The organism is Psychrobacter sp. M13, assembly GCF_030718935.1.
GTDB lineage: Bacteria > Pseudomonadota > Gammaproteobacteria > Pseudomonadales > Moraxellaceae > Psychrobacter > Psychrobacter immobilis_G.
In genome coordinates, this window is sequence record NZ_CP132194.1 from 1,115,761 (window position 1) to 1,137,340 (window position 21,580).

Below are 21,580 nucleotides of genomic sequence, written 5' to 3' on the forward strand. Positions count from 1 at the left end.
TTATTAGTTAGCTTTTATTACATGATTTTTTATTAAGTAATCTTTATTAAGAAATAAGGATACAAATAATATAGGCGACTTATTTAGTCAAAATGAGACGATTATTACGGGTCAAGCGCAAGCGATATTCTTCGCCTTCATGCTCAATGCGCACCTCTTTAGTCAAGGCGAATAAATGTTGGGACTGCATAGTAGGCAAGCGGTTGTCACGGCAGTTTAGATAACGAGAGATCACAACGCTCATAATAAAATCCTTTTGATAATTGGCTAGGTTTATAATAGTTAGCACTTAGCGAGCTATGCTATATAAATAGAACGAGGCTTCAACTAAGTAACGATAATCATTATCATTTAAAATCTTATACTTTGCAAGCTAATAAGTAAATCAGTGAGCATTATTATATAAACTTATGTGTTTAGATAAAGTTAGACTCTTAGATTTATGGTTAAAAACAAATAGAACTTATTATATAGGTCATTTTATGACACATAACTTATCAGCCAAATCGGGAAAGGTTACTGCGAACGAGTCAAGTGCTCAAGTAGTAAATGTCGCAGTCGCAGTCATCCATTATCAGCAGCACTATCTGCTAGGCTACCGTGATGCAAGCCAACACCAAGGCGATCGTTATGAGTTCGTCGGCGGCAAAATAGATACTAATGAAACAGCACAAGCAGCGCTTATTCGTGAGGTTAGCGAGGAGGTTGCTATCGATATTAGCGGCAATAACGCCCTCAAGCTTGGGCGTTTGCATCATGATTATGGCGATAAGCAAGTTTGCCTGCACGTTTATAGAGTTGAGCTAAGCGCCGCGCAGTATCAGCAGCATAAGGGTGACGATTTTGGCCCTGAGGGACAAGCTTTGGTTTGGGTAGATAAAGCTGATTTGTTAGAGAATAAATATAATTTGCCAGCGGCGAATACCACGATATTAGCTTGGTTAAGATTGCCCAAGCTTATCACTATCACTTATCCGCTAGCCCATTTTGCGACTCAATTGGACAGCTGTGAGGCTTGGCTAAGGTTTCATCAGCAAAACATTGCCAACAACGCTTGGGTATATGTGCGACTAAAAGATAAGCAAGCCAGCCACTTTGCCGCTTTAATCCTACAATCGCGTTCAGACATTATGGCCATATTACCTGTTGAAAGTAGTAGGGGTATTGATAGTTCTGATACTTTTGAAACAACTACTAAAAAAACAACTACTGATGTGAGAATAAAAAATAAAGATTTAAATTATAAAAGCTTAAGGCCACAATTAGCTGCGTATCATCTTAATCACGCTGAAGTACTCACTTGGTTTCATAATTTACGAGTTAATTATGATGATAATAAGCGCCTTTATATCGAACAGCCTTTGATATTAAGCTGTCATGATGTACAGAGTATACAAGCAGCTAATGCCATCGCTAAGATGCGTCTACAACAGCATCTGCCACCTGTGATAGGGGTTTTTATCTCGCCAGTATTAGCTACTCATACCCATCCTGATGACAATCCTTTAGGCTGGAGGCAGTGGTCTACGTTGGCACAATTGGCAGATATACCTGTTATAGCATTGGGCGGTTTATACCCAAATATGTATGACTTAGCCAGTACTTATGGCGCGGTGAGTATTGCAGGTATCCGGCAATTTCTGCACGATTAAAATAAATTTCAATATAAATAGTTGTTTTTACTACTATTTACACAGCAGTAACTATAAAAGGCTAATAACAAACACAAGGCAAAACTAATTACAAACCGTTGCTTTTCCCTACATAGTGGCACTGTTATGAAAAACAATACCCTATTACTATAAGCTATCAAATTGAAAGCTGTATAAGCTTTTTAATTCCAATAATTTATAACCTAATATGGTGTTTTATGAAAACCAATAAGTTACCTAAGTCAGAATGGAATGACTTTGAGGCAGCCGGTTCTCATCTGCAACAGTACAGTCAGCCCAGTCAGCTATTAAGCACAGACTACATGACGTACAATAATGAAGAGCAAGCTATTTTTGCTAGTAATGATGCAAGTTATGAGAGCGAGTTATTCGAGGCAATGGCGTCAGTCATTGCTAATGCCAATAATAATAGAAACCATACTACTGTTTCAGGTGCGCCTTATGTAGAGCAGCCTATAAATGTGGATGGTGGCTACAAGAAAGCTGCGTGCAGTTATAGTAATGGCAGCTCTACTAGCGATAGCTCTATAGATTGTACTATTCAATATATAGATATGAGAGAGCCTGTAGATGCAGACGGCCTATATATGATAGATAAAAGTGTGGATGAACATCGGACAGATACGCTATTAGATTCAAGAGCGAAACCAGCTACTATCAAACAAAATCCTAAGGTATCAGAGCGAGTATTTATGAGTAGTTTAATTAAGCATACAGGCATAGCATTAGCCATTATTATACCTTTAGCCGCGTTTTCAGCTTATGCAGCGCCAGTTCATACACCCGTCATGCTAAATAGCGCAGCAGCGGCAGCTGATAAAGTTAGTATGACCACAAAAGATATTGAACCATCAGATATTATCTATAAATCTGCAACAACACCAACGACTGTTGATAGCGTTGATCTGCAACAATATGCAGGTACGTGGTATGAGATCGGACGTTTGCCTTTATATTTTCAGCGTAATTGCGCTAGCGATGTAACGGCGAACTATACGGCTAGAGAAAATGATTCAGGAATTACGGTCACTAATAAATGCGTCAAAGATAATGGGGAAGTCATGGTCTCTGAAGGCCTTGCAAAACCCACAGATGATACTGGCAGTAAGCTTAAAGTGAGTTTTTTACCGTCATGGATTCGCTGGTTGCCAGTAGGCCGTGGTGATTATTGGGTCTTGGCTCGCGATGCCGATTATCGAACGGCATTAGTTGGCACGCCTGATAAAGACAATTTATGGCTGCTAGCACGTACACCCAATATTTCGCAGCAAACTTATGCTAAATATCGTCAAATCGCTCAGGAACAAGGGTATGACTTAAGAGAGTTCACTTTAACCACACAGTCTGATCAGACGGTTAACTTAGTTCCTTAATTGTTAAGTAGAGTCAAAGTTGATTAAAAGCTTGCTACGATTAGCAGGCTTTATTTTTAAAATTTTTTAAATGATGTCTATCAGTAATGTTTATAAATAATGCTTATAACAGTAATTTAGGCTAGTACTGGCAAAATAAGACTTTTTAAGCTAAAATCTAGGCGATTTAATCATTTACATCAATAATGCTTGGCACAAAGTTATATTTCGCGCTTCAACCTATAACTTAAGCCAGTGAGCAGGTCAATATTGTAGACAGTAGGCAAGGTTATATTATTTTGCATAGCTATTTTATTTCCGCTGTTCTTGGCCTGCTGCGCTTAATAGCTACTGTTATTCATTTTCTGCAAAAAATTTTAATCTTATACGTCATAACGCTTTAAAACCTAATCGTATTACTTGTTTTATTCATTATTCTATCAAACTATAAGGATGTCTCTTGTGAGCAACGCTGCGACTTTACGTCAATTACATCAAGACCGTTTAACCGACTATAATAATCAAGAACAACAAGTCATTGAGTTAACGGGTTTATTGAATAAGCTTTATAACGAGCAAGATGTGCAAGTCACTTTATTTGGTGAAGCTATAGATACGAGTTCGATCAATCAAGTACTAGCACTACATCAAAAAGCCGCTATTCGTCATCAAGGCAGTCAGCCTATTGCGATTGCAGATACGCTAAAGATGGTCAAAGCTATAGCAGCAAGCGATGTTCAGTCTACCAGCGTTGATGTGGGTCAATTGATTGCCAATGACAGTGATATACAGCAAGCGCTAGCCAGTATCAGCCATGATAAGAGTCATGTTAATGGCGCAACTGATGTCGTGCTTTATGGCTTTGGTCGTATTGGCCGTGTGCTTACGCGCCTATTGTTATCACAAGCTTCAAGCGTTAAAGGGTTGCAGTTAAAAGCTATTGTTGTGCGTCCTGCAGCAGCTGGTGATTTAGCCAAGCGTGCCTCTTTGCTTGAGCGTGATTCTGTTCATGGTGGCTTTTTGGGTAGTGTGAGCGTGGATGAGGATAATAATGGCTTACTGATCAATGGTCGCTTTATCCAAGTTATCTATGCCAAAGATCCAAGTGAGATTGATTATACTGATTACGGTATCGAAAACGCGTTAGTTATCGACAATACTGGTGTATTCAAAGACGAAGCAGGGCTTGGTAAGCATTTGCAATCTAAAGGCGTTAATAAAGTTCTTTTGACAGCTCCTGCTGGCGGCGATATCAAAAACGTTGTCTATGGCGTGAATAATGATACCGTCGGCGAGGACACTATTGTTAGTGCCGCAAGCTGTACTACTAATGCGATTACCCCAACGCTAAAAGTATTAAATGATAAATATGGTATTGAAAACGGTCATGTAGAGACTATTCACTCCTTTACTAACGATCAAAACTTAATTGATAATTATCATAAAGCGGATCGCCGTGGTCGTAGTGCAGTGCTAAATATGGTTATTACTAGCACAGGCGCTGCCAAAGCGGTCGGTAAAGCACTACCTGAGCTGAGCGGTAAACTGACAGGTAACGCCATACGTGTTCCTACACCAAATGTCAGCTTAGCTATCTTAAATCTGAATCTAAAAACCGCGCCAGAGAGTCGTGAGGCGCTAAATGAGTTTATGCGTGATACTGCTAATAGTCATGCTTGGCAATCGCAAATCGCTTATACTGACTCAAATGAGGCGGTATCAACTGATTTTGTCGGTACGAAACACGTTGGTATCGTAGATGCGCAGGCGACTATCGTCACTGACAATCATGCAACGGTCTACATCTGGTATGACAATGAAGTAGGATACAGCACGCAAGTATTGCGCTTGGCCACGCAGATGGCTGGTATTCATTATGCGCAAATTCCAGCATAGGGCTGTTTTGTAGCTAATAATAAGAACTAGATGATAAAATGCGTTTACGATTTGGTCAGCATCTATCGATATCGCATCTTATTTATAGTTTGCTAGTAGCAGTAACTGTTATACTGAGCCGTAACACTATTTAGATCTACTACACCCGATAGTCTGTTTGGTTATCGGGTGTTTTTGTTACTACTATTGCTTATTTTAAGACGTGAATTACGACTTATTTTGAGCCGTGACAATTTTGATTAAAGTAAAAAATACAAAGTACATCGGAATAAAAAACATCTCAATAAAGTATAGATGACATTTATATTATAAAATTTGCACCACACAGAACGATTGACAATTAAGGATTGAAGCATGCGATTTATTGATGAAGCCGTCGTAACGGTAAAAGCGGGTGACGGTGGTAATGGTATCGCCAGTTTCCGTCGAGAAAAATACGTGCCTCGCGGTGGACCTGATGGCGGTGATGGTGGCACAGGTGGTGATATTTATGTTATTGCTGATGACAACACCAATACCTTAGTTGATTATCGTTATACTCGCCGTTACGATGCGATGCGTGGTGAAAACGGTCATAGCAAAAACTGTGCAGGTAAAGGCTCTGACGATGTATATCTACCTGTACCTATCGGCACCACTATCATCGACACTGAGACCGATGAAGTCATTGGTGATATGACTGAGATTGACCAAACGCTATTGATTGCCAAAGGTGGTGACGGCGGCTTAGGTAATACCCATTTTAAAAGCTCAACCAACCAAGCACCGCGTAAAGCCACTTCTGGTTTTGAAGGTGAGTTAAAGGTGTTAAAACTTGAGCTAAAAGTCGTCGCTGATGTTGGCTTAATTGGTTTGCCAAATGCTGGTAAGTCGACCTTTATCCGTCAAGTATCTGCGGCCAGACCAAAGGTTGCCGACTATCCGTTTACCACTATCGTACCCAATTTAGGCGTAGTCGATATTGGTCGTCATCGCTCGTTTGTGATGGCAGATATTCCAGGATTGATTGAGGGAGCATCAGAGGGCGCGGGTCTCGGCATTCGCTTCTTAAAGCATGTCGCGCGTACCCGTCGCCTGCTGCATATTGTCGATATTCAGCCTATTGATGCAACAGATCCTGTACGTAATGCGCGGGTTATTCTCAACGAGCTTGAGCGTTTTTCGCCTGAACTGGCTAATCTGCCGCAGATATTAGTGTTGAATAAGATTGATCAAGTTATCGATGAGCAAGAGCTAAATGAGCTATGCAATCATATCGTCACTGAACTTGGTTGGACAGGTGAAGTATTTCGCACTTCAACCTTAACGGGCGATGGTACTGATGCGGTCAAGTATCATTTGATGAATGAGATCGAGCTTGAGCGTGAGCGTGAAGAGGAAGATCCGGAATTTGCCGAAGCGCAAAAAGCACGTTTTGAGCGCTTAGAGGTTGAAGTCCGTCGCAATACTGAAGCTCAGCGCGAAGCTTATCGGGCAGCTCGCAAAGCCCAACGTGAAGGAACGGATGTTTCTGATGAAGACTTTGACGACGATTTGGATGATGACGATGGTGTCGAAGTTGTCTATGTTCCTTAGAGCTCATGTTCCTTAAGCTTATGTGCTTTAAATCTATGTACTCTAAAAATTTTGATAATAAGTTTTGATATAGATTGTAAAATAATAATAGATAGTTAATAGGAGTTCTCATGACAGATAGTACTGAACAGACCATTGAGCCGAGATTTATTAAGCAAAAGCGTGATTTCAATATTCAGCGCGTTATTGTCAAAATTGGTTCATCATTATTGACTAATAATGGTCGCGGACTTGATAGAACCGCTATATATGAATGGGCAAAGCAAATAGCAAAGCTGCATAATAATGGTGTTGAGGTACTATTGGTATCTTCAGGCGCGGTCGCTGAAGGGGTAGTACGCATGAACTTAGAGGAGCGCCCCAAAAAGCTGGCAGCCCTACAAGCTTGTGCTTCAATCGGTCAAATGGGCTTGATTGAGACGTGGTGGTCAGCGCTGATTCAACATGGTATCCAAAGCTCACAGCTATTGCTCACTCATGATGATTTATCCAATCGTAGTCGCTATCTCAATACCGCAAGCGCCCTAACTCAACTGCTAGAATGGCGCGTCCTACCTGTCATCAATGAAAACGATACCATTACTATCGATGAGATCAAGTTTGGTGATAATGATACTCTAGGCGCGATGGCGGCAGCTATGGTTGGCGCTGACTTATATATTATCTTAACCGATCAAAAAGGCGTATTCACTGATAATCCGCGTGATAACCCTGATGCAAAAATGATTCGTCAAGAGCGCGCTATGGCCGATTACTTATTTGATATCGCAGGCGATGGCGGTAAGCTCGGTCGCGGTGGTATGCTGACGAAGATTCGTGCAGGTCGTTTGGCGGCTATGGGTGGTTGTCCAACGGTTATTGTCAGTGGTGCGATTGACGATGTCATCACCCGCGTCATATCAGGTGAGGCTGTTGGTACTTTATTGACGACCAACGACGAAGATAAAATCATTGCTCGTAAGCAGTGGATAGCGGCACATTTACGTATGGCTGGTAGTTTAATCGTTGACGCAGGCGCTGCCAAAGCGTTAATAGAGCAAAATCGTAGCTTGTTGCCTGTAGGAGTCGTTGAAGTACGCGGTGATTTTGATGAAGGCGAAGTGGTTCAAATCGTTAATCAAGATACAGGTGAGCGTTTAGCCGTTGGACAAGTGAATTTCTCATCCACTGATGCCCGCCGCGTCGCTCGTGAGCGTACCGGTGAGTTCGATAAAATCCTCGGTAATAATGAAGAGCGTATTGTCATGGTACACCGTGATAATTTAGCCCTATCTATGTAGGGCATAACCCTATATTTTTGATTAAGATAAACCGCATTTTATTTTGGAGAGTTGGCCATGAGCGCCTTATACCAGACCCCTGATTCTACCGATAATAGTTCTAACGATAATGATTCTGCCCATAATTTTGCCCCACTAAAAAATGATAGATTATTGCGCGCATTACGTTTTGAGTCCGTGGACACCACCCCAGTATGGATGATGCGTCAAGCAGGAAGATATTTGCCAGAGTATAAAGCGACTCGCGCTGAGGCTGGTGACTTTATGAGCTTATGTAAAGATACCGCGCGTGCTACTGAGGTCACCTTGCAGCCATTACGTCGCATGGACTTGGATGCTGCTATTTTATTCAGTGATATTTTGACTATTCCTGATGCTATGGGTTTAGGCTTGTATTTCGAAACAGGCGAAGGTCCAAAATTCAAGCATCCAATTCGCACGCAGGCCGATCTTGATCGCTTACCTATACTTGATGTCAATGACTCATTGGATTATGTCATGCGTGCAGTGACTAGCATTCGTCATGCACTGGGTGGTCAAGTGCCCTTATTCGGCTTTTCTGGTAGTCCATGGACGCTCGCTACCTATATGATTGAAGGGGGTAGCTCAAAAGATTATCGCTACACTAAAGGATTTTTATATAGTAATCCTGAGTTTTTACATCAATTGCTCGATAAGATTGCCGTGGCGGTTATCGATTATTTAGATGCGCAGATCGTCGCTGGCGCGCAAATTGTACAGATATTTGACAGTTGGGGCGGAGCGTTGGGTTATCGTCAGTTCATCGAGTTTTCGCATGCCTATAATAAGCGCATCGTAGCGGAGCTCAAGGTTCGCCACCCGCAAATACCGGTTGTGCTATTCACCAAAGGCGGTGGACTATGGCTTGATGTACAAGCTGATAGCGAAGCGGATGCTTTAGGGTTGGATTGGACGATGCCGATTGATCGTGCTCGTCAAGTACTGACTGAGCGCCAGCGCCAATTGACCAAACAGCATAAAAAGATTCAGCGTAGTAAAGCCATTCAAGGTAATTTGGATCCCTCTACTTTATATGGCGCACCTAGCACTATTCGTAGCGAGGTCAATCTTATGCTTGATAGCGCTTATGCAGGCGGTGAAAAAACAGGCTATATAGCCAACTTAGGTCATGGTATTACTCAATGGGTCAACCCTGATCATGCCAAAGTCTTTATCGATGCGGTACATGACTATAAGATATAAGATATAAGATTGAGTTGTATTTGCAAGTTTTTAATAGCGTACTTATAAAGCAGTAAAAGGATAAGTCATGATTTCAGCAGCTATCGTAGGTGGTACAGGGTATACGGGTATTGAGCTTATACGTTTATTATCAGCGCATCCCCAAGTTTCTCTGGACTTGTTAACGTCACGCAGCGAAGCAGGCACTCGTGCTGATGAAATATTTCCCAGCCTGCGCGGTGTCTCTGACATCGTCTTTAGTGACTTGGGTGACGATACGCTTGCAGCTCTACAACAGTGTGATGTGGTGTTTTTTGCTACCCCGCATGGCGTTGCGATGCAGCAAGCTGAAGCGCTTACCCAAGAAGGTGTCAAGGTCATTGATCTAGCCGCTGATTTTCGTTTGCAGTCCTTAACGGAGTTTGAACACTGGTACAACCAGCCTCACGCTTGTCCTGAGCTGCTCAAGAGCGCTATATATGGCTTGCCAGAGCTGAATCGTGACAAGATTGCTAATGCTTTGGTAGTCGGCAATCCTGGCTGTTACCCTACGACAGCGATATTAGGTTTAAAGCCAATAATCTTGCTACAGAACCAGCAGAATACACGTCTGATTGAGCCGCGCATTGTTATAGATGCCAAGTCTGGGGTATCAGGGGCTGGTCGGCAGGCCAGTCTTGCGCTCAATTATGCTGAGACGACTGATAATTTCAAAGCTTATGGGGTCACAGGTCACAGACATTTGCCAGAAATTGAGCAGGGCCTTGAGCAGTTACTCGCCAGCCAGTTTGCACATCGAGTACGTTTTTTACCGCACCTAGTTCCTATGATACGTGGGATGTTTAGCTCTATTCATTTAGAGCTTACTGAGGCGGGTATGGCTATCGATTGGCAGCAAGAGTTTGCAAGCAGTTATGCAGACGAGGCTTTTATTGATGTCTTGCCAAGCGGTATTTATCCAGATACTCGCAGTGTACGCGCTAGCAACCGTTTGCGCATTGCTGTTTATCAAGATAATACGCGTCATGAGCTGACCATATTAGTCGTACAGGATAACTTAGTTAAGGGTGCTGCTGGACAAGCGGTGCAGAACCTTAACGTAATGTTTGGTTTTGAGGAAAGCTTAGGGTTGAACGCTGCGCCTATTGTTCCTTAATGACAGCCATCAACGCGTCAATGATACTAAGACAAATAGATGCCAATCTAGTTGACTATCATTTAGCGGCATTAATTGTAAGTAGCGCGTGTAAAACTGCTTTATTGTCAATGTAACCTTACCCTTGAGTCACTGTGGTTACAGCTGTACGCTAGGTATTAGCTGTAAACTCCGTTATAATACCTCGCCTTTACTGTTTAAGAGTACTAGTATAAATGCGTGTTAAGACTGCCCTACGCTTGCGCTCGCAGCCTGCACGTTTATCGTGTCATGCTCGTGTATCTGATCCAAAACATATTTCGACGACTGATTTTGCACAGCAGACACTACTGTATAGTGACAATCATAACGAGATTGCTGTTAGGACTATTAGTAGTCGACAGCGCGGTGCTAATACTTTGCTATTGGCTCTGTTTGCTGTTGCTATGATTGTTACCGCAATGGTAGCGATATTATTTGGTCATAAGCTTGGCTATCAAAGCGGCTATTACTCGCAACAATCCGAAAACCAGCAGGCCGCTATTAATAGTGAGCAGGCGACTACGGAGCTCAAAGACTTACGTATCAGTAATAAAGTACTGACCAATCAAGTCGCTACTGCTAAGCAAGAGCTTACTATTAGCCTAAATAATTTAGATGAGTTACGTCAAAGTCAGCGTGATCTAGCGGTTGAGAGTAGCCAAGTTAATCAGTTAAATGAGCTTTATGCTGACTTCATCAGTGAGAATGGTGGATTACCGCTACAAGTACTTGGTGCAAAAATAGAACCCCTGCCAGAGAACGCTTTTGAATATGGCTTTGATGTTGGTATGCTAAGTAGCAAAGGCAGTGCGCAAAGTTTGACAGCTACTTTAACTCTACAAAACGACGATGATTTTGTTGAAGTGCCGCTAGACCCAGCGCGCTTCTCTATTCAAGGTGTTGTTCGTATACGTGGCCGATTTATCATGCCAACAGGGTTTAAACCTTCACAAGTGAAGCTGACTCTAAAAGCAGGTGATGAAGAGGTCGAGCAGCTCTATGATTGGACGATAGGTGATATGGTTGATAGTATGCCATTATCGTTGTTGGACTTACCAGAGCCTGATCAAAGCCCTATTGTCAATACAGCTGCTGATAAGACGATTGCCAATAAAAAGACAGCACCTTAGTAATCAATACCTCTATTACTACCAATTTTTGAAATCTATTATATTTTTGAAACTTATTATGATGAAACAATCGACAATGATATATGAAAAAACGGTAGGTGACTGGCATTTTCCAAGTATGCCTGCAGGTCATCGTGCTCAAAATGACAACCCTGACGCTGAGACTGATCCACAAGCAGATGTATTGGTTGCTGAACCTGAGGTTGCCAAGCCACCGATGTATGCAGTGGTAATGTACAATGATAATTACACACCGATGGAATTTGTAGTTTATATTCTTCAGTCAGAATTTCGTCATAGTGTTGATTCGGCGGTCGCAATCATGCTAACTATTCATAATAATAGTAAAGGTATTGCAGGTATCTATCCCAAAGATATTGCTGAAACCAAAGCCAAAAAAGTTAATAGCTTAGCGCATCGCGAAGGCTACCCACTGCTCACGCAAATTGAACCGCATCAAGGCGAATAGCTCAATCATTTATAGCCTAACTGTTATAGCCTAGCCTAATTATGTATAATTTATAATCGAATGTTCAACAGAGCTCAGTTATAAGAAATTAGTTATAAAAACTCAGTTATAAAATTTGTCAAAAGCTCTTACCATTATTAATCACCCTCTACGCTTTACATCAAAACTCTCTTATTATTCTATTGTTCATCTGTCCTAAAGTAATAGGATTATCTATCTGATAATTCTATCAATTGTCCTTGAATTTTGTAGGATATAGCGCTATATAGATAGCTACCCTGCAACGAATCCAGATAATTCACTGATCATCATAAATCCGCATAAAGTACAGCTTTTAGTTAACTTCATAGTTTTTTAACCTATTCATCTTCATGTAGCTGGTCAAGCCTAGCCTTTTGTCTTATTAGTCTCGTTATTATTACGTATTTATAAGCTTCGATACATTTTAGTCGTGCTTAAACGATTGACTATAATCAGTTATCGTGTTGATATAAATAGAGAGCATAGTTGTTATTATCATCACTGTTTGAGACCATTCTCTATTATTTTTATTTGCTGTCATTTAGTAATAATACGACCACTGCTATTGAACATACCTCTTATCGCCCAAATTGATTAATTATGTTATTCACTAAGCTATCCGCCTATAAAGATAGATATAACCGTAGGAATTCTTATGTTAAGTCGCCACCTTGAAGTCTCTTTACGTCTAGCTATGACGCTTGCGCGTCAAAAGTCTCATGAGTATCTCACTGTTGAACATCTGCTATTAGCGCTACTTGAAAATACTCATGCTGCTAATACCCTAACGGCTTGTAACGCCAATGTTTCAAGTCTGCGTACAGAGCTTGAAGCTTATATTAATAAGCATACGCCCACTGTTGATGTAGATATAGAACAGTCGCCGCAGCCCACTCAAAGCTTTGATCGTATTTTGCAGCGAGCTATTTTTCATGTACAGTCTATCGGTGGCGGTCGTCTAGTTGAAGGCTCAGACATCTTAGTCTCTATGTTCTCAGAACATGATACTTATGCAGTTTATTTACTCAAAAAGCAAGGTATCAGCCGTCTTGAGTTGACTCAGTATTTATCACATGGTCAAGAGAAGAGTGAGGCGAGCGAGCCAAGAGCATCGAGTACAGGCGATCGCCGTAGTGCTTCTGAGAAGACCAGTAAAGACCCATTAGTTGAGTTTGCGACTAACTTAAACCAGCGCGCGGCTGAGGGCAAAACTGATCCTTTGATTGGTCGTGGCCCTGAGATTGAACGCGCTGCGCAAGTATTATGTCGTCGCCGCAAAAACAATCCATTGCTAGTAGGTGAGCCAGGTGTCGGCAAAACTTCTATTGCTGAGGGTCTAGCTTGGTTAATCATTAATGATAAAGCGCCTAAGCCTCTTAACGGTTGTGTCATTTATAGTCTTGATATAGGCGCGTTGATAGCAGGTACTAAGTATCGTGGTGATTTTGAAAAGCGGATGAAGTCGTTGCTTGATGCGCTAAAAGCTAAGCCAAACGCTATTTTGTTCATTGATGAAATTCATATGATCATTGGAGCAGGGTCATCCATGAGCAGTAATATGGACGTCTCTAACTTGATTAAGCCTGCTTTAGCTAATGGCGAGCTACGCTGCGTCGGTTCAACGACTTTTACTGAGTACCGTCAAGTGTTCGAGAAGGATCATGCGCTCTCACGTCGTTTCCAAAAGATTGATGTGAAAGAGCCTAGCATCGATGAGAGCATTGATATTCTGCGCGGCCTAAAGCCACGCTATGAAGAGTTTCATAACGTTGAATATTCTGATGAAGCTCTAATCAGTGCCGTACAGCTCTCTGCTAAGCATATTCATGAGCGCTTTTTACCAGATAAGGCCATTGATGTTATTGATGAAGCCGGTGCTTATAAGCGCTTAGGAGTCATTCCTGATGCCGATGATATGCAAGCAGAAGAGAGCTTTATTGCTGACATAGAAAAGCAGATTGACGCGGCAGATTATGATGATGTCGATGATATGGAAACTAGTATCGATGATAGCGATAATGAGATGCTCGATGCATCGGCTACCGCCAAAGCTAATGATCGCTTGAAATCTGACGGTTCTGATAGCGATGAGACGTCAGCAGGATTAGGTAAAGTCAAAGGTAATAAAGCACCAATAAAAATTGATGTTAATGATATCGAGGCTATTGTAGCCAAGCTGGCTCGTATTCCGCCCAAATCAGTCTCTACTGATGATAAGAGCATCCTTCAGCATTTAGATCGTGACCTTAAGCGCTTGGTATTTGGTCAAGATGAGGCGATTGCAACGCTTGCTGATGCTATCAAATTATCGCGTGCAGGTCTTAAGGCGCCCGATAAACCTATTGGATCGTTTATGTTTGCAGGCCCTACAGGGGTTGGTAAAACAGAGGTATCGCGTCAGTTGGCAAACTTGCTAGGCGTCGAGCTGGTACGTTTTGATATGTCGGAGTACATGGAAGCCCACACTGCGTCACGTCTCATTGGTGCGCCTCCTGGTTACGTTGGCTACGATCAAGGGGGTCTGCTTACCGAAAAGATCAATCAACATCCGCATTGCGTGCTCTTGCTTGATGAGATTGAAAAAGCGCATCCAGACGTTTTTAACTTGTTATTACAAGTGATGGATCATGGTACGCTGACTGATAATAACGGTCGAGTGGCTATTTTTAAGCAAGTTATTGTCATTATGACGACCAACGTCGGCGCTGATAGTATCAGTCGCTCGTCGATGGGCTTTACCCAGCAGGATCATAGCCGTGATAATAATGAGTCACTCAAACGGGTCTTTACACCAGAGTTCCGTAACCGCTTAGATGCAATCATTCAATTCAATTCGTTGGATGCATCAGTGGTAGTATCTGTCGTGGATAAGTTCTTGGTTGAGCTACAAGTGCAGCTTGATGACAAGCAAGTCACCCTTGAGATTGATGACGAGGTTCGCGACTATCTAGCGGATAAAGGTTATGATCGCTTGATGGGTGCACGTCCTATGCAGCGCCTGATTCAAGATGAGATCAAAAAGCCATTGGCTGGGATGATTTTATTCGGCGACTTGGTCAATGGCGGGGTCGTTCACCTGACACTCGAGCCAGAGCAAATGGATGATGAAGAAGCGGTCAATCTAGATAAAAACAGCGATAAAGGATCAAGTGACAGCCGTATCATTCTGACAGTAGTTGAAACACATGAGCCTGATACTGTAGCTAGTTAAAATCCGAGCTATCTATCCAAAGCTATATAATCTAAGCGAACGGTTACTACGGTAGCCGTTTTTTTATACATGACTAGTAGCATTTATCTGTAGCCATTTGGCTTAAGTTGAGAGTGAGAGGTATAAATATTAAATTCTATAATGAAAAGCAACAGAGTTTTTTGCTACTATCCTTTTTAAATTGTATTAACCACAAAGTAGATAAACACAAAGCTTATAAAAAATTAAAAATAAGGATGTATACCTATGAATTTATTTGACGAGCTAGATGATGAGTCAACAGCTGGTAAAACAGCAGCAGAAAAAAAAGCTATTTTGGATAATGTAAAGTTGCCAGAGGATTGGAAACTAGCGTTAGAAGATGAGCTGACATCGAACAATATGGACGATCTACGCGCTTTCTTAAAGGAAGCTTATCAATCAGATACTAGCGTTTATCCCCCTGCCAATCTAATGTTTAATGCCTTTAATTTAACGCCTTTAGCTCACGTTAAAGTCGTTATTCTAGGTCAAGACCCCTATCATCGTCCAGGGCAAGCGATGGGATTATCATTTTCAGTACCCAAAACTATTCCCAAGCCGCCCTCATTGAATAATGTACTCAAAGAAATGGCTGACGATATTGGCATTACGCCTTCAAAACATGGTGATTTGACTTATTGGGCTGAGCAGGGCGTATTATTACTCAATACCTCGCTCACTGTAAATGAAGGTGAGCCGACTAGTCATCAAGGCGCAGGCTGGGAGCAATTCACGGATGCAGTAATTGATGTCATTAATGAGCAAACCGAGCATATAGTGTTTATCTTATGGGGTAGCAAAGCGCAAAAGGCGGGTAAATATATCGATACCGATAAGCATCTTATCTTAACCGCAGTCCATCCTTCACCATTAGCCGCCAATCGAGGTGGGTTTTTTGGCACAAAACCCTTCTCGAAAACCAATGAGTATCTAGCACAATATGGCAAGACACCTATTGACTGGCAATTGCCGCAGTAAACGATGACTATCATTAACAGATATAACTGTGACTGTTTATTGCCAGTGACATATCCTTTGAGGACACCATCAGTAGTAAAGTCGCACTCAACTCCCGCTATTGACAAATTGTGGTCATTGGAAGATGCCCGTTGGATGCATTATGCTCTTGCTTTAGCAGAGCAGGGCGCTGAACATGGCGAAGTCCCTGTTGGTGCTGTATTAGTGCATAATGACGCTATTATTGGTCAAGGATTTAATGAGCCGATAGGACGTCATGATGCCACCGCTCATGCTGAGATTGTGGCTATCAGACAAGCTTGTGCTCAGCTGGGCAATTATCGCCTACCATTGAAGACGACACTATATGTGACTTTAGAGCCTTGTACGATGTGTGTTGGTGCTATGGTTCATGCGCGAGTTGATAGACTTGTTTTTGCCACTTGCGAGCCTAGAGCAGGTATGGTCGGTAGTCAGATGAATTTGCCCCAGCAAGATTTTTATAATCATCAAATACAAGTTTTTGCAGGATTGCAAGCTCATGCTAGTAGCCAATTGCTAAAGCGCTTTTTTCGTCAACGTAGACAGATTGCAAAATTGAATAAAAGTTTGTAAACGACAGAAGATATCGTCTACAAAGCTAGTGATAGTAGTTTTTATTTGCTATAATATGCCCCTGTTTAACTGCATCAGCGTCGGCTAGTCGTACTAAATTATAATAGTTTGCTAAATTATAATAGGTAGTTCACGCAGGTATTATCATTAGATATTGTGATTATTAATTGCGTGTTATGACTATTAATTAGGTATTATGACTATAAAATCCGATCTCAAAGCATCTGATAGCAAGGCTTTAGAAGAACGTAGCCAAGCATTGCGTTATCCCGTTATTTGTATTGATGGCCCAAGTGGCGCGGGTAAAGGCACAGCAGCATGGCGTCTAGCAAAAGAGCTAGATTATCAACTGCTAGACTCTGGTGCTTTATATCGTATCGTTGGCCTAAAAGCTTTTGAAGCAGGTTTATTGGCAAAGAGCGTACTAGATGAGGAGGCTGTTGCCGCCTTGACTCAGAGATTAATAATTAGTTTTCAGCCCAATGAAGCAACGGGTAATATCGATATTTTAGTCAATGAGACGTTGGTCGGTACTGATATACGCAATGAGACAGTTGGTGGTTATGCATCACAAGTTGCAGTATTTCCTAAAGTTCGTCAAGCATTGCTAGACTTACAGCAAGATATGGCAAGTCGTTCGGGGTTAGTCGCTGATGGGCGTGACATGGGTACTGTAGTGTTTCCACAAGCCGATGCCAAAGTATTTTTGACCGCTAGCGCTGAGGCTCGTGCCCAGCGCCGAGTAGCCCAGCTAATAAATGCTGGACAAAATGCAAGCTATAGTTCGATTTTGGCAACCATTAAAGCGCGCGATGATCGTGATGAAAATCGTGCTATTGCACCATCTAAGCCTGCTGATGATGCATTATTACTTGATAGCTCAACAGTAGACGCTGATGTCGTCTATCAACAAATAAAACAGCATTGCCAAGCGCAAGGAATCTGTTTTTAGTACAGCATTTTGACAAGAAGAAGCTTTTATATTTATAATACAAAAAGTACCTAAACTAGATAGTTTTAGTGTAAAATTATAGTCATTATAAGCACTTACACCGTAAAAGCTTTTATAATAACGATAGGCGAGTTAGAACTTTAGAGACCGTTGTTGCTAATGAATGAATAATTATGAAAATTAATTTGTTAGCAACAACCGTTTTTTTTATATGAGCATATAAGATATAAAACCAGTATTTCGTTTTATATGCTCATAAATTTGATCCGTACTGTGCTGGACAGGCCACGGCTATACAAAGGTAGATATAATGGAATCATTTGCTGAACTATTTGAAGCGAGCATCGAAGAAACAGGTCTTGATATTGAGCGTGGCTCGGTTATCACAGGTACTGTTGTCGCCATCGATAACGACTGGATCACAGTTGACACTGGTCTAAAATCTGAAGGTATTGTCGCTCGTGAAGAGTTTTTAAGCGAAGAAGGCGAGATTGAAGTTGAAGTTGGCGATACGGTTGACGTTGTAGTTGAAGCAGTCGATAACGGTATGGGTCAAACTTTACTATCGCGTGAAAAAGCCAAGCGCGTTGAGACTTGGAATATCCTAGAAAAAATCTCTGATAACGATGAGATCGTAAAAGGTATTATCTCAAGCAAGGTTAAAGGTGGCTTTACCGTAGATATCGGTTCAGTACGCGCGTTCCTACCTGGCTCATTGGTAGATGTACGTCCTATCCGTGATACTACGCACTTAGAAGGCAAAGAGCTAGAATTCAAAGTTATTAAGCTTGATCAAAAGCGTAACAACGTTGTGGTTAGTCGTCGTGCCGTTATGGAAGCTGAAAACTCAGCTGAGCGCGAAGAGCTATTGAATAAGCTTGAAGAAGGTATCGAGATCGAAGGTATCGTTAAGAACCTAACTGATTACGGTGCGTTCGTTGACCTAGGTGGTATCGATGGTTTGCTTCACATCACTGATATGGCATGGCGTCGTATCAAGCACCCATCTGAGGTGGTTGAAGTTGGTCAAGACCTTAAAGTTAAAGTACTTAAGTTCGACCGTGAGCGCAATCGCGTTAGCCTAGGTCTTAAGCAACTAGGTACTGATCCTTGGGATAACGTTGGCGGCACTTATCCAGTAGGTGCAGTTGTTAAAGCTCGCGTAACTAACTTGACTGATTATGGTTGTTTCGCTGAAATCTCTGAAGGTATCGAAGGTCTAGTCCACGTATCAGAGATGGATCATACCAATAAAAATATTCATCCATCAAAAGTTGTTCAAGTAGGTGACGAAGTTGAAGTCATGATCTTGGATATCGATGAAGAACGCCGTCGTATCAGCTTAGGTATCAAACAGACTCTTGCTAATCCATGGGATGAGTTTGATAAGAAACATGAGCGCGGTGATAAAATCTCTGGCACGATCAAGTCAATCACTGATTTTGGTATCTTTATCGGTCTAGACGGTGGTATCGATGGTTTAGTACATCTATCTGACATCTCTTGGACTGAGACTGGCGAAGACGCTATCCGCAACTACAACAAAGGCGACACTGTAGAAGCTATGGTATTGTCAGTAGATGCAGAAGCTAATCGTATTAGCTTAGGTGTGAAGCAATTAAACTCAGATCCATTCAACGAATACCTAGTCAACAATGACCGTGGTGCTATCGTTAATGGTAAAGTAAAAGATGTTGACGCGAAAGGCGCAACGATTGAGCTTGCTGACGAAGTTGAAGCGTATCTACGTGCATCAGAGATTCAACGTGACCGTGTTGAAGATGCGACTAAGCATCTAAGCGTCGGTGATGATGTTGAAGCGAAGATCATCAGTGTTGATCGTAAGACTCGTAACATCAACTTGTCAATCAAAGCGAAAGACGAAGCTGAAGAGCGTCAAGCTATTAAAGATCTAGGCGGTGCTAATACTACAGCAGCTGCAGCTCCAGGATCTGATGCTCAGCCAAAAACTATTGGTGACTTAATCAAAGAGCAAATGCAGTAACTTTTTATTGATACGAGTTACTATATATTAGCAGAATTAAAAAGAGCGACTTAGGTTGCTCTTTTTTGCATTCAAATTTTGCTTTTATCTCAAACACTTATATAATGTCGCTCATAATTAAAACTTAATAAATTTATGTTTATATGCACCGATTTTTCTATTACTATGTACAATACCAGTGACTAAATGTAAAATAGTGGATATTTTAGCTAAAGAATATTTTTTATCTTTATTTATAAATGGTTGGTAGACCCTGATGTTGTAGATCCCGATTTTATAAAACCTATAATATTGGATAATATAAGCTGATAGAGAAGACGCTTTACAACCATAACCACCTATTAATAAGGCAAGTGTAGCAATGCAAGATACGATTAATAAATCCGATTTTATAAATAATTTGAGCGTCAATTGCGACACTATGACTGATGTCGTTGTCGATGATGCGGTGCGCGAAATATTAGATCTTATGGTAGATACTCTAGCCAGTGATGGTCGAGTCGAAGTTCGAGGGTTTGGTAGCTTTTGTCTACATCATCGCCGTGCCCGTATGGGTCGCAACCCAAAGACGGGCGAGAGTGTTCCTGTACCCGCCAAGGCTATTCCGCATTTTAAGCCCGGTAAAGCGCTACGCGAAGCAGTTAATGAAACCGTTGCTTCTTAATTATCTTTTAAGTAAGCTATATTTAAAGCCTGCTCTTGTGTATTCTATTAATACTATCTATTGAGGTACTCGATTCATGCGTTTTATATTATTTGTACTTCTATTTTTGAGCTTTGCTTATGCTATAGGTCTAGTGCTAGCGAATAATGCAGATATCGGCGTCAATCTATTGTTCTCGCAAGCGCCTACTATGAATTTAGGCTTGTTGCTAATTTTATGTATGACATTAGGCATTGTTATCGGCTTATTACTAGCGTTATTACTGTTTAGAGTCTTTCAGAATAAGTGGGAAATATCACAGTTAAAGAAAAGTAACGCAAAGCTGCAAGAGCAGCTTACCCAAGCTAATGTTGTTATTGATCGGCAGGCAAATGTACCAACAGTCGATGAAGCAGGTTATCCAGCTTCAAGCGTGCCTGTAGACGTAGATAATAACTTAAGTACTCAAAAGACGGCATTATTAAGTAAGCGTCAACGCGACTAATTACGGTTATACCAGTTGTTAGTTTGCCAGTTACTAGGTTTCAGTTATTAGCTTGATATCAATAACAGGATTACTTCAAAAGGCTAATCGCTTAAAACGCCAATAGATACGGTATTATAATGAATGATAGTGCAATAAATACGAATACAGTAATCTCTCCTGTCATCGTAGCTCTTGATAGTCCTTCTATAAATGCCGCTTTAACTTTAGCGGATACTCTAGACCCAAAGTTATGCCGATTGAAGGTCGGTAAAGAGCTATTTACTCGTTCAGGGCCTGCCATTATAGACGCCTTGCATCAACGTCAGTTTGAGGTGTTTTTAGATTTAAAGTTTCATGATATACCTAACACTACCGCACAAGCAGTATTAGCAGCGGCTGAGATGGGGGTATGGATGGTTAATGTTCATGCCAGCGCTGGCTATGAGGCAATGGCATTAGCCAAGCGACGTTTAGTAGATAACAATCATAACACTCTGCTAATAGCGGTTACTGTTTTGACTTCTATGAATGCCAATGATTTAAGCCAAATAGGGGTTACAGATAGTTTAGACGGGCAAGTGAGTCGTCTGGCTCAGTTGACTCAGCAGTCGGGACTGGATGGGGTTGTTTGCTCAGCACAAGAAGCTAAGGCGCTGAAACAGCTGTGCGGTGCTGATTTTAAATTAGTCACTCCAGGTATTCGTCTGTTAGAGGATAACAGTGACGATCAGCAACGTATTTGCACCCCGAAGCAAGCATTAGAGCATGGCTCCGATTATCTAGTGATTGGGCGTTCAATCACTCAAGCACCTAATCCCACTGAAAAGCTACAGCAGATATTACAAGGTATTTAGTTTTTAAAGTAAAATAGTTCATTGTATCGATCATAAAAAAGACGACCTTGAGTTGTCTT

18 protein-coding genes are annotated in these 21,580 nt (G+C 41.5%); 17 read left to right on the plus strand and 1 reads right to left on the minus strand.

Annotation, left to right across the window (positions count from 1 at the left end):
* Positions 1 to 79: 79 nt before the first annotated feature.
* The gene (gene hemP, locus Q9G97_RS04660) at positions 80 to 244 is read right to left on the minus strand and encodes a hemin uptake protein HemP (protein ID WP_201572725.1); all 165 of its coding nucleotides are present in this window, start codon (positions 242 to 244) and stop codon (positions 80 to 82) included.
* Positions 245 to 482: 238 nt separating this feature from the next.
* On the opposite strand from hemP, the gene Q9G97_RS04665 reads away from it, so the two are divergent.
* The 17 genes from Q9G97_RS04665 to pyrF all read left to right on the plus strand — a co-directional run bounded on the left by Q9G97_RS04665 (position 483) and on the right by pyrF (position 21,521).
* Positions 483 to 1,652, plus strand: a complete 1,170-nt coding sequence (locus Q9G97_RS04665; protein WP_305899908.1) for an NUDIX domain-containing protein — start codon at positions 483 to 485, stop codon at positions 1,650 to 1,652.
* A 218-nt stretch (positions 1,653 to 1,870) separates the two neighbouring features.
* Entirely contained in the window at positions 1,871 to 3,046 is a 1,176-nt protein-coding gene (locus tag Q9G97_RS04670) for a lipocalin family protein (RefSeq protein ID WP_305899909.1), read from the plus strand.
* A 432-nt stretch (positions 3,047 to 3,478) separates the two neighbouring features.
* Complete coding sequence (locus Q9G97_RS04675; RefSeq protein WP_305899910.1) at positions 3,479 to 4,921, plus strand: glyceraldehyde-3-phosphate dehydrogenase; 1,443 nt, start codon at positions 3,479 to 3,481, stop codon at positions 4,919 to 4,921.
* A gap of 354 nt (positions 4,922 to 5,275) precedes the next feature.
* Positions 5,276 to 6,496 carry an Obg family GTPase CgtA gene (gene cgtA / locus Q9G97_RS04680; protein ID WP_305899911.1) on the plus strand — a complete coding sequence of 407 codons (1,221 nt, stop codon included), beginning with the start codon at positions 5,276 to 5,278 and terminating at the stop codon, positions 6,494 to 6,496.
* A 110-nt stretch (positions 6,497 to 6,606) separates the two neighbouring features.
* Positions 6,607 to 7,776, plus strand: a complete 1,170-nt coding sequence (gene proB, locus Q9G97_RS04685) for a glutamate 5-kinase (RefSeq protein ID WP_305899912.1) — start codon at positions 6,607 to 6,609, stop codon at positions 7,774 to 7,776.
* Positions 7,777 to 7,833: 57 nt separating this feature from the next.
* The gene (gene hemE / locus Q9G97_RS04690; protein WP_305899913.1) at positions 7,834 to 9,000 is read left to right on the plus strand and encodes a uroporphyrinogen decarboxylase; all 1,167 of its coding nucleotides are present in this window, start codon (positions 7,834 to 7,836) and stop codon (positions 8,998 to 9,000) included.
* Between the two features lie 67 nt (positions 9,001 to 9,067).
* The gene (argC, locus tag Q9G97_RS04695; RefSeq protein ID WP_305899914.1) at positions 9,068 to 10,135 is read left to right on the plus strand and encodes an N-acetyl-gamma-glutamyl-phosphate reductase; all 1,068 of its coding nucleotides are present in this window, start codon (positions 9,068 to 9,070) and stop codon (positions 10,133 to 10,135) included.
* A 215-nt stretch (positions 10,136 to 10,350) separates the two neighbouring features.
* Entirely contained in the window at positions 10,351 to 11,286 is a 936-nt protein-coding gene (locus tag Q9G97_RS04700; protein WP_305899915.1) for a hypothetical protein, read from the plus strand.
* Positions 11,287 to 11,347: 61 nt separating this feature from the next.
* Positions 11,348 to 11,755 (plus strand): ATP-dependent Clp protease adaptor ClpS, encoded by a 408-nt coding sequence (locus Q9G97_RS04705; RefSeq protein WP_371747929.1) that lies wholly within the window; start codon positions 11,348 to 11,350, stop codon positions 11,753 to 11,755.
* Between the two features lie 676 nt (positions 11,756 to 12,431).
* Positions 12,432 to 14,987: an ATP-dependent Clp protease ATP-binding subunit ClpA gene (clpA, locus tag Q9G97_RS04710; RefSeq protein WP_305899917.1), complete on the plus strand. Its 2,556-nt coding sequence runs from the start codon at positions 12,432 to 12,434 to the stop codon at positions 14,985 to 14,987.
* Between the two features lie 246 nt (positions 14,988 to 15,233).
* Positions 15,234 to 15,986, plus strand: a complete 753-nt coding sequence (locus Q9G97_RS04715; protein ID WP_305899918.1) for a uracil-DNA glycosylase — start codon at positions 15,234 to 15,236, stop codon at positions 15,984 to 15,986.
* Between the two features lie 135 nt (positions 15,987 to 16,121).
* Positions 16,122 to 16,580 carry a tRNA adenosine(34) deaminase TadA gene (gene tadA / locus Q9G97_RS04720; RefSeq protein WP_305900269.1) on the plus strand — a complete coding sequence of 153 codons (459 nt, stop codon included), beginning with the start codon at positions 16,122 to 16,124 and terminating at the stop codon, positions 16,578 to 16,580.
* 196 nt (positions 16,581 to 16,776) lie between these two features.
* A complete protein-coding gene (gene cmk, locus Q9G97_RS04725) occupies positions 16,777 to 17,532 on the plus strand; it encodes a (d)CMP kinase (protein ID WP_305899919.1) in 756 nt (251 codons plus the stop codon).
* A 310-nt stretch (positions 17,533 to 17,842) separates the two neighbouring features.
* Complete coding sequence (rpsA, locus tag Q9G97_RS04730) at positions 17,843 to 19,537, plus strand: 30S ribosomal protein S1 (protein WP_201572750.1); 1,695 nt, start codon at positions 17,843 to 17,845, stop codon at positions 19,535 to 19,537.
* A gap of 361 nt (positions 19,538 to 19,898) precedes the next feature.
* Positions 19,899 to 20,201 carry an integration host factor subunit beta gene (locus Q9G97_RS04735; protein ID WP_201572752.1) on the plus strand — a complete coding sequence of 101 codons (303 nt, stop codon included), beginning with the start codon at positions 19,899 to 19,901 and terminating at the stop codon, positions 20,199 to 20,201.
* Between the two features lie 76 nt (positions 20,202 to 20,277).
* Complete coding sequence (locus tag Q9G97_RS04740) at positions 20,278 to 20,685, plus strand: LapA family protein (protein ID WP_305899920.1); 408 nt, start codon at positions 20,278 to 20,280, stop codon at positions 20,683 to 20,685.
* Between the two features lie 119 nt (positions 20,686 to 20,804).
* Positions 20,805 to 21,521, plus strand: a complete 717-nt coding sequence (pyrF, locus tag Q9G97_RS04745; protein ID WP_305899921.1) for an orotidine-5'-phosphate decarboxylase — start codon at positions 20,805 to 20,807, stop codon at positions 21,519 to 21,521.
* Positions 21,522 to 21,580 lie beyond the last annotated feature (59 nt).

Bases quoted from the DNA above. Each gene is read 5' to 3' on its own strand.
- hemP (WP_201572725.1), bottom strand. From the start codon at position 244: ATGAGCGTTGTGATCTCTCGTTATCTAAACTGCCGTGACAACCGCTTG.
- Q9G97_RS04665 (WP_305899908.1), top strand. From the start codon at position 483: ATGACACATAACTTATCAGCCAAATCGGGAAAGGTTACTGCGAACGAG.
- Q9G97_RS04670 (WP_305899909.1), top strand. From the start codon at position 1,871: ATGAAAACCAATAAGTTACCTAAGTCAGAATGGAATGACTTTGAGGCA.
- Q9G97_RS04675 (WP_305899910.1), top strand. From the start codon at position 3,479: ATGTCTCTTGTGAGCAACGCTGCGACTTTACGTCAATTACATCAAGAC.
- cgtA (WP_305899911.1), top strand. From the start codon at position 5,276: ATGCGATTTATTGATGAAGCCGTCGTAACGGTAAAAGCGGGTGACGGT.
- proB (WP_305899912.1), top strand. From the start codon at position 6,607: ATGACAGATAGTACTGAACAGACCATTGAGCCGAGATTTATTAAGCAA.
- hemE (WP_305899913.1), top strand. From the start codon at position 7,834: ATGAGCGCCTTATACCAGACCCCTGATTCTACCGATAATAGTTCTAAC.
- argC (WP_305899914.1), top strand. From the start codon at position 9,068: ATGATTTCAGCAGCTATCGTAGGTGGTACAGGGTATACGGGTATTGAG.
- Q9G97_RS04700 (WP_305899915.1), top strand. From the start codon at position 10,351: ATGCGTGTTAAGACTGCCCTACGCTTGCGCTCGCAGCCTGCACGTTTA.
- Q9G97_RS04705 (WP_371747929.1), top strand. From the start codon at position 11,348: ATGAAACAATCGACAATGATATATGAAAAAACGGTAGGTGACTGGCAT.
- clpA (WP_305899917.1), top strand. From the start codon at position 12,432: ATGTTAAGTCGCCACCTTGAAGTCTCTTTACGTCTAGCTATGACGCTT.
- Q9G97_RS04715 (WP_305899918.1), top strand. From the start codon at position 15,234: ATGAATTTATTTGACGAGCTAGATGATGAGTCAACAGCTGGTAAAACA.
- tadA (WP_305900269.1), top strand. From the start codon at position 16,122: ATGCATTATGCTCTTGCTTTAGCAGAGCAGGGCGCTGAACATGGCGAA.
- cmk (WP_305899919.1), top strand. From the start codon at position 16,777: ATGACTATAAAATCCGATCTCAAAGCATCTGATAGCAAGGCTTTAGAA.
- rpsA (WP_201572750.1), top strand. From the start codon at position 17,843: ATGGAATCATTTGCTGAACTATTTGAAGCGAGCATCGAAGAAACAGGT.
- Q9G97_RS04735 (WP_201572752.1), top strand. From the start codon at position 19,899: ATGCAAGATACGATTAATAAATCCGATTTTATAAATAATTTGAGCGTC.
- Q9G97_RS04740 (WP_305899920.1), top strand. From the start codon at position 20,278: ATGCGTTTTATATTATTTGTACTTCTATTTTTGAGCTTTGCTTATGCT.
- pyrF (WP_305899921.1), top strand. From the start codon at position 20,805: ATGAATGATAGTGCAATAAATACGAATACAGTAATCTCTCCTGTCATC.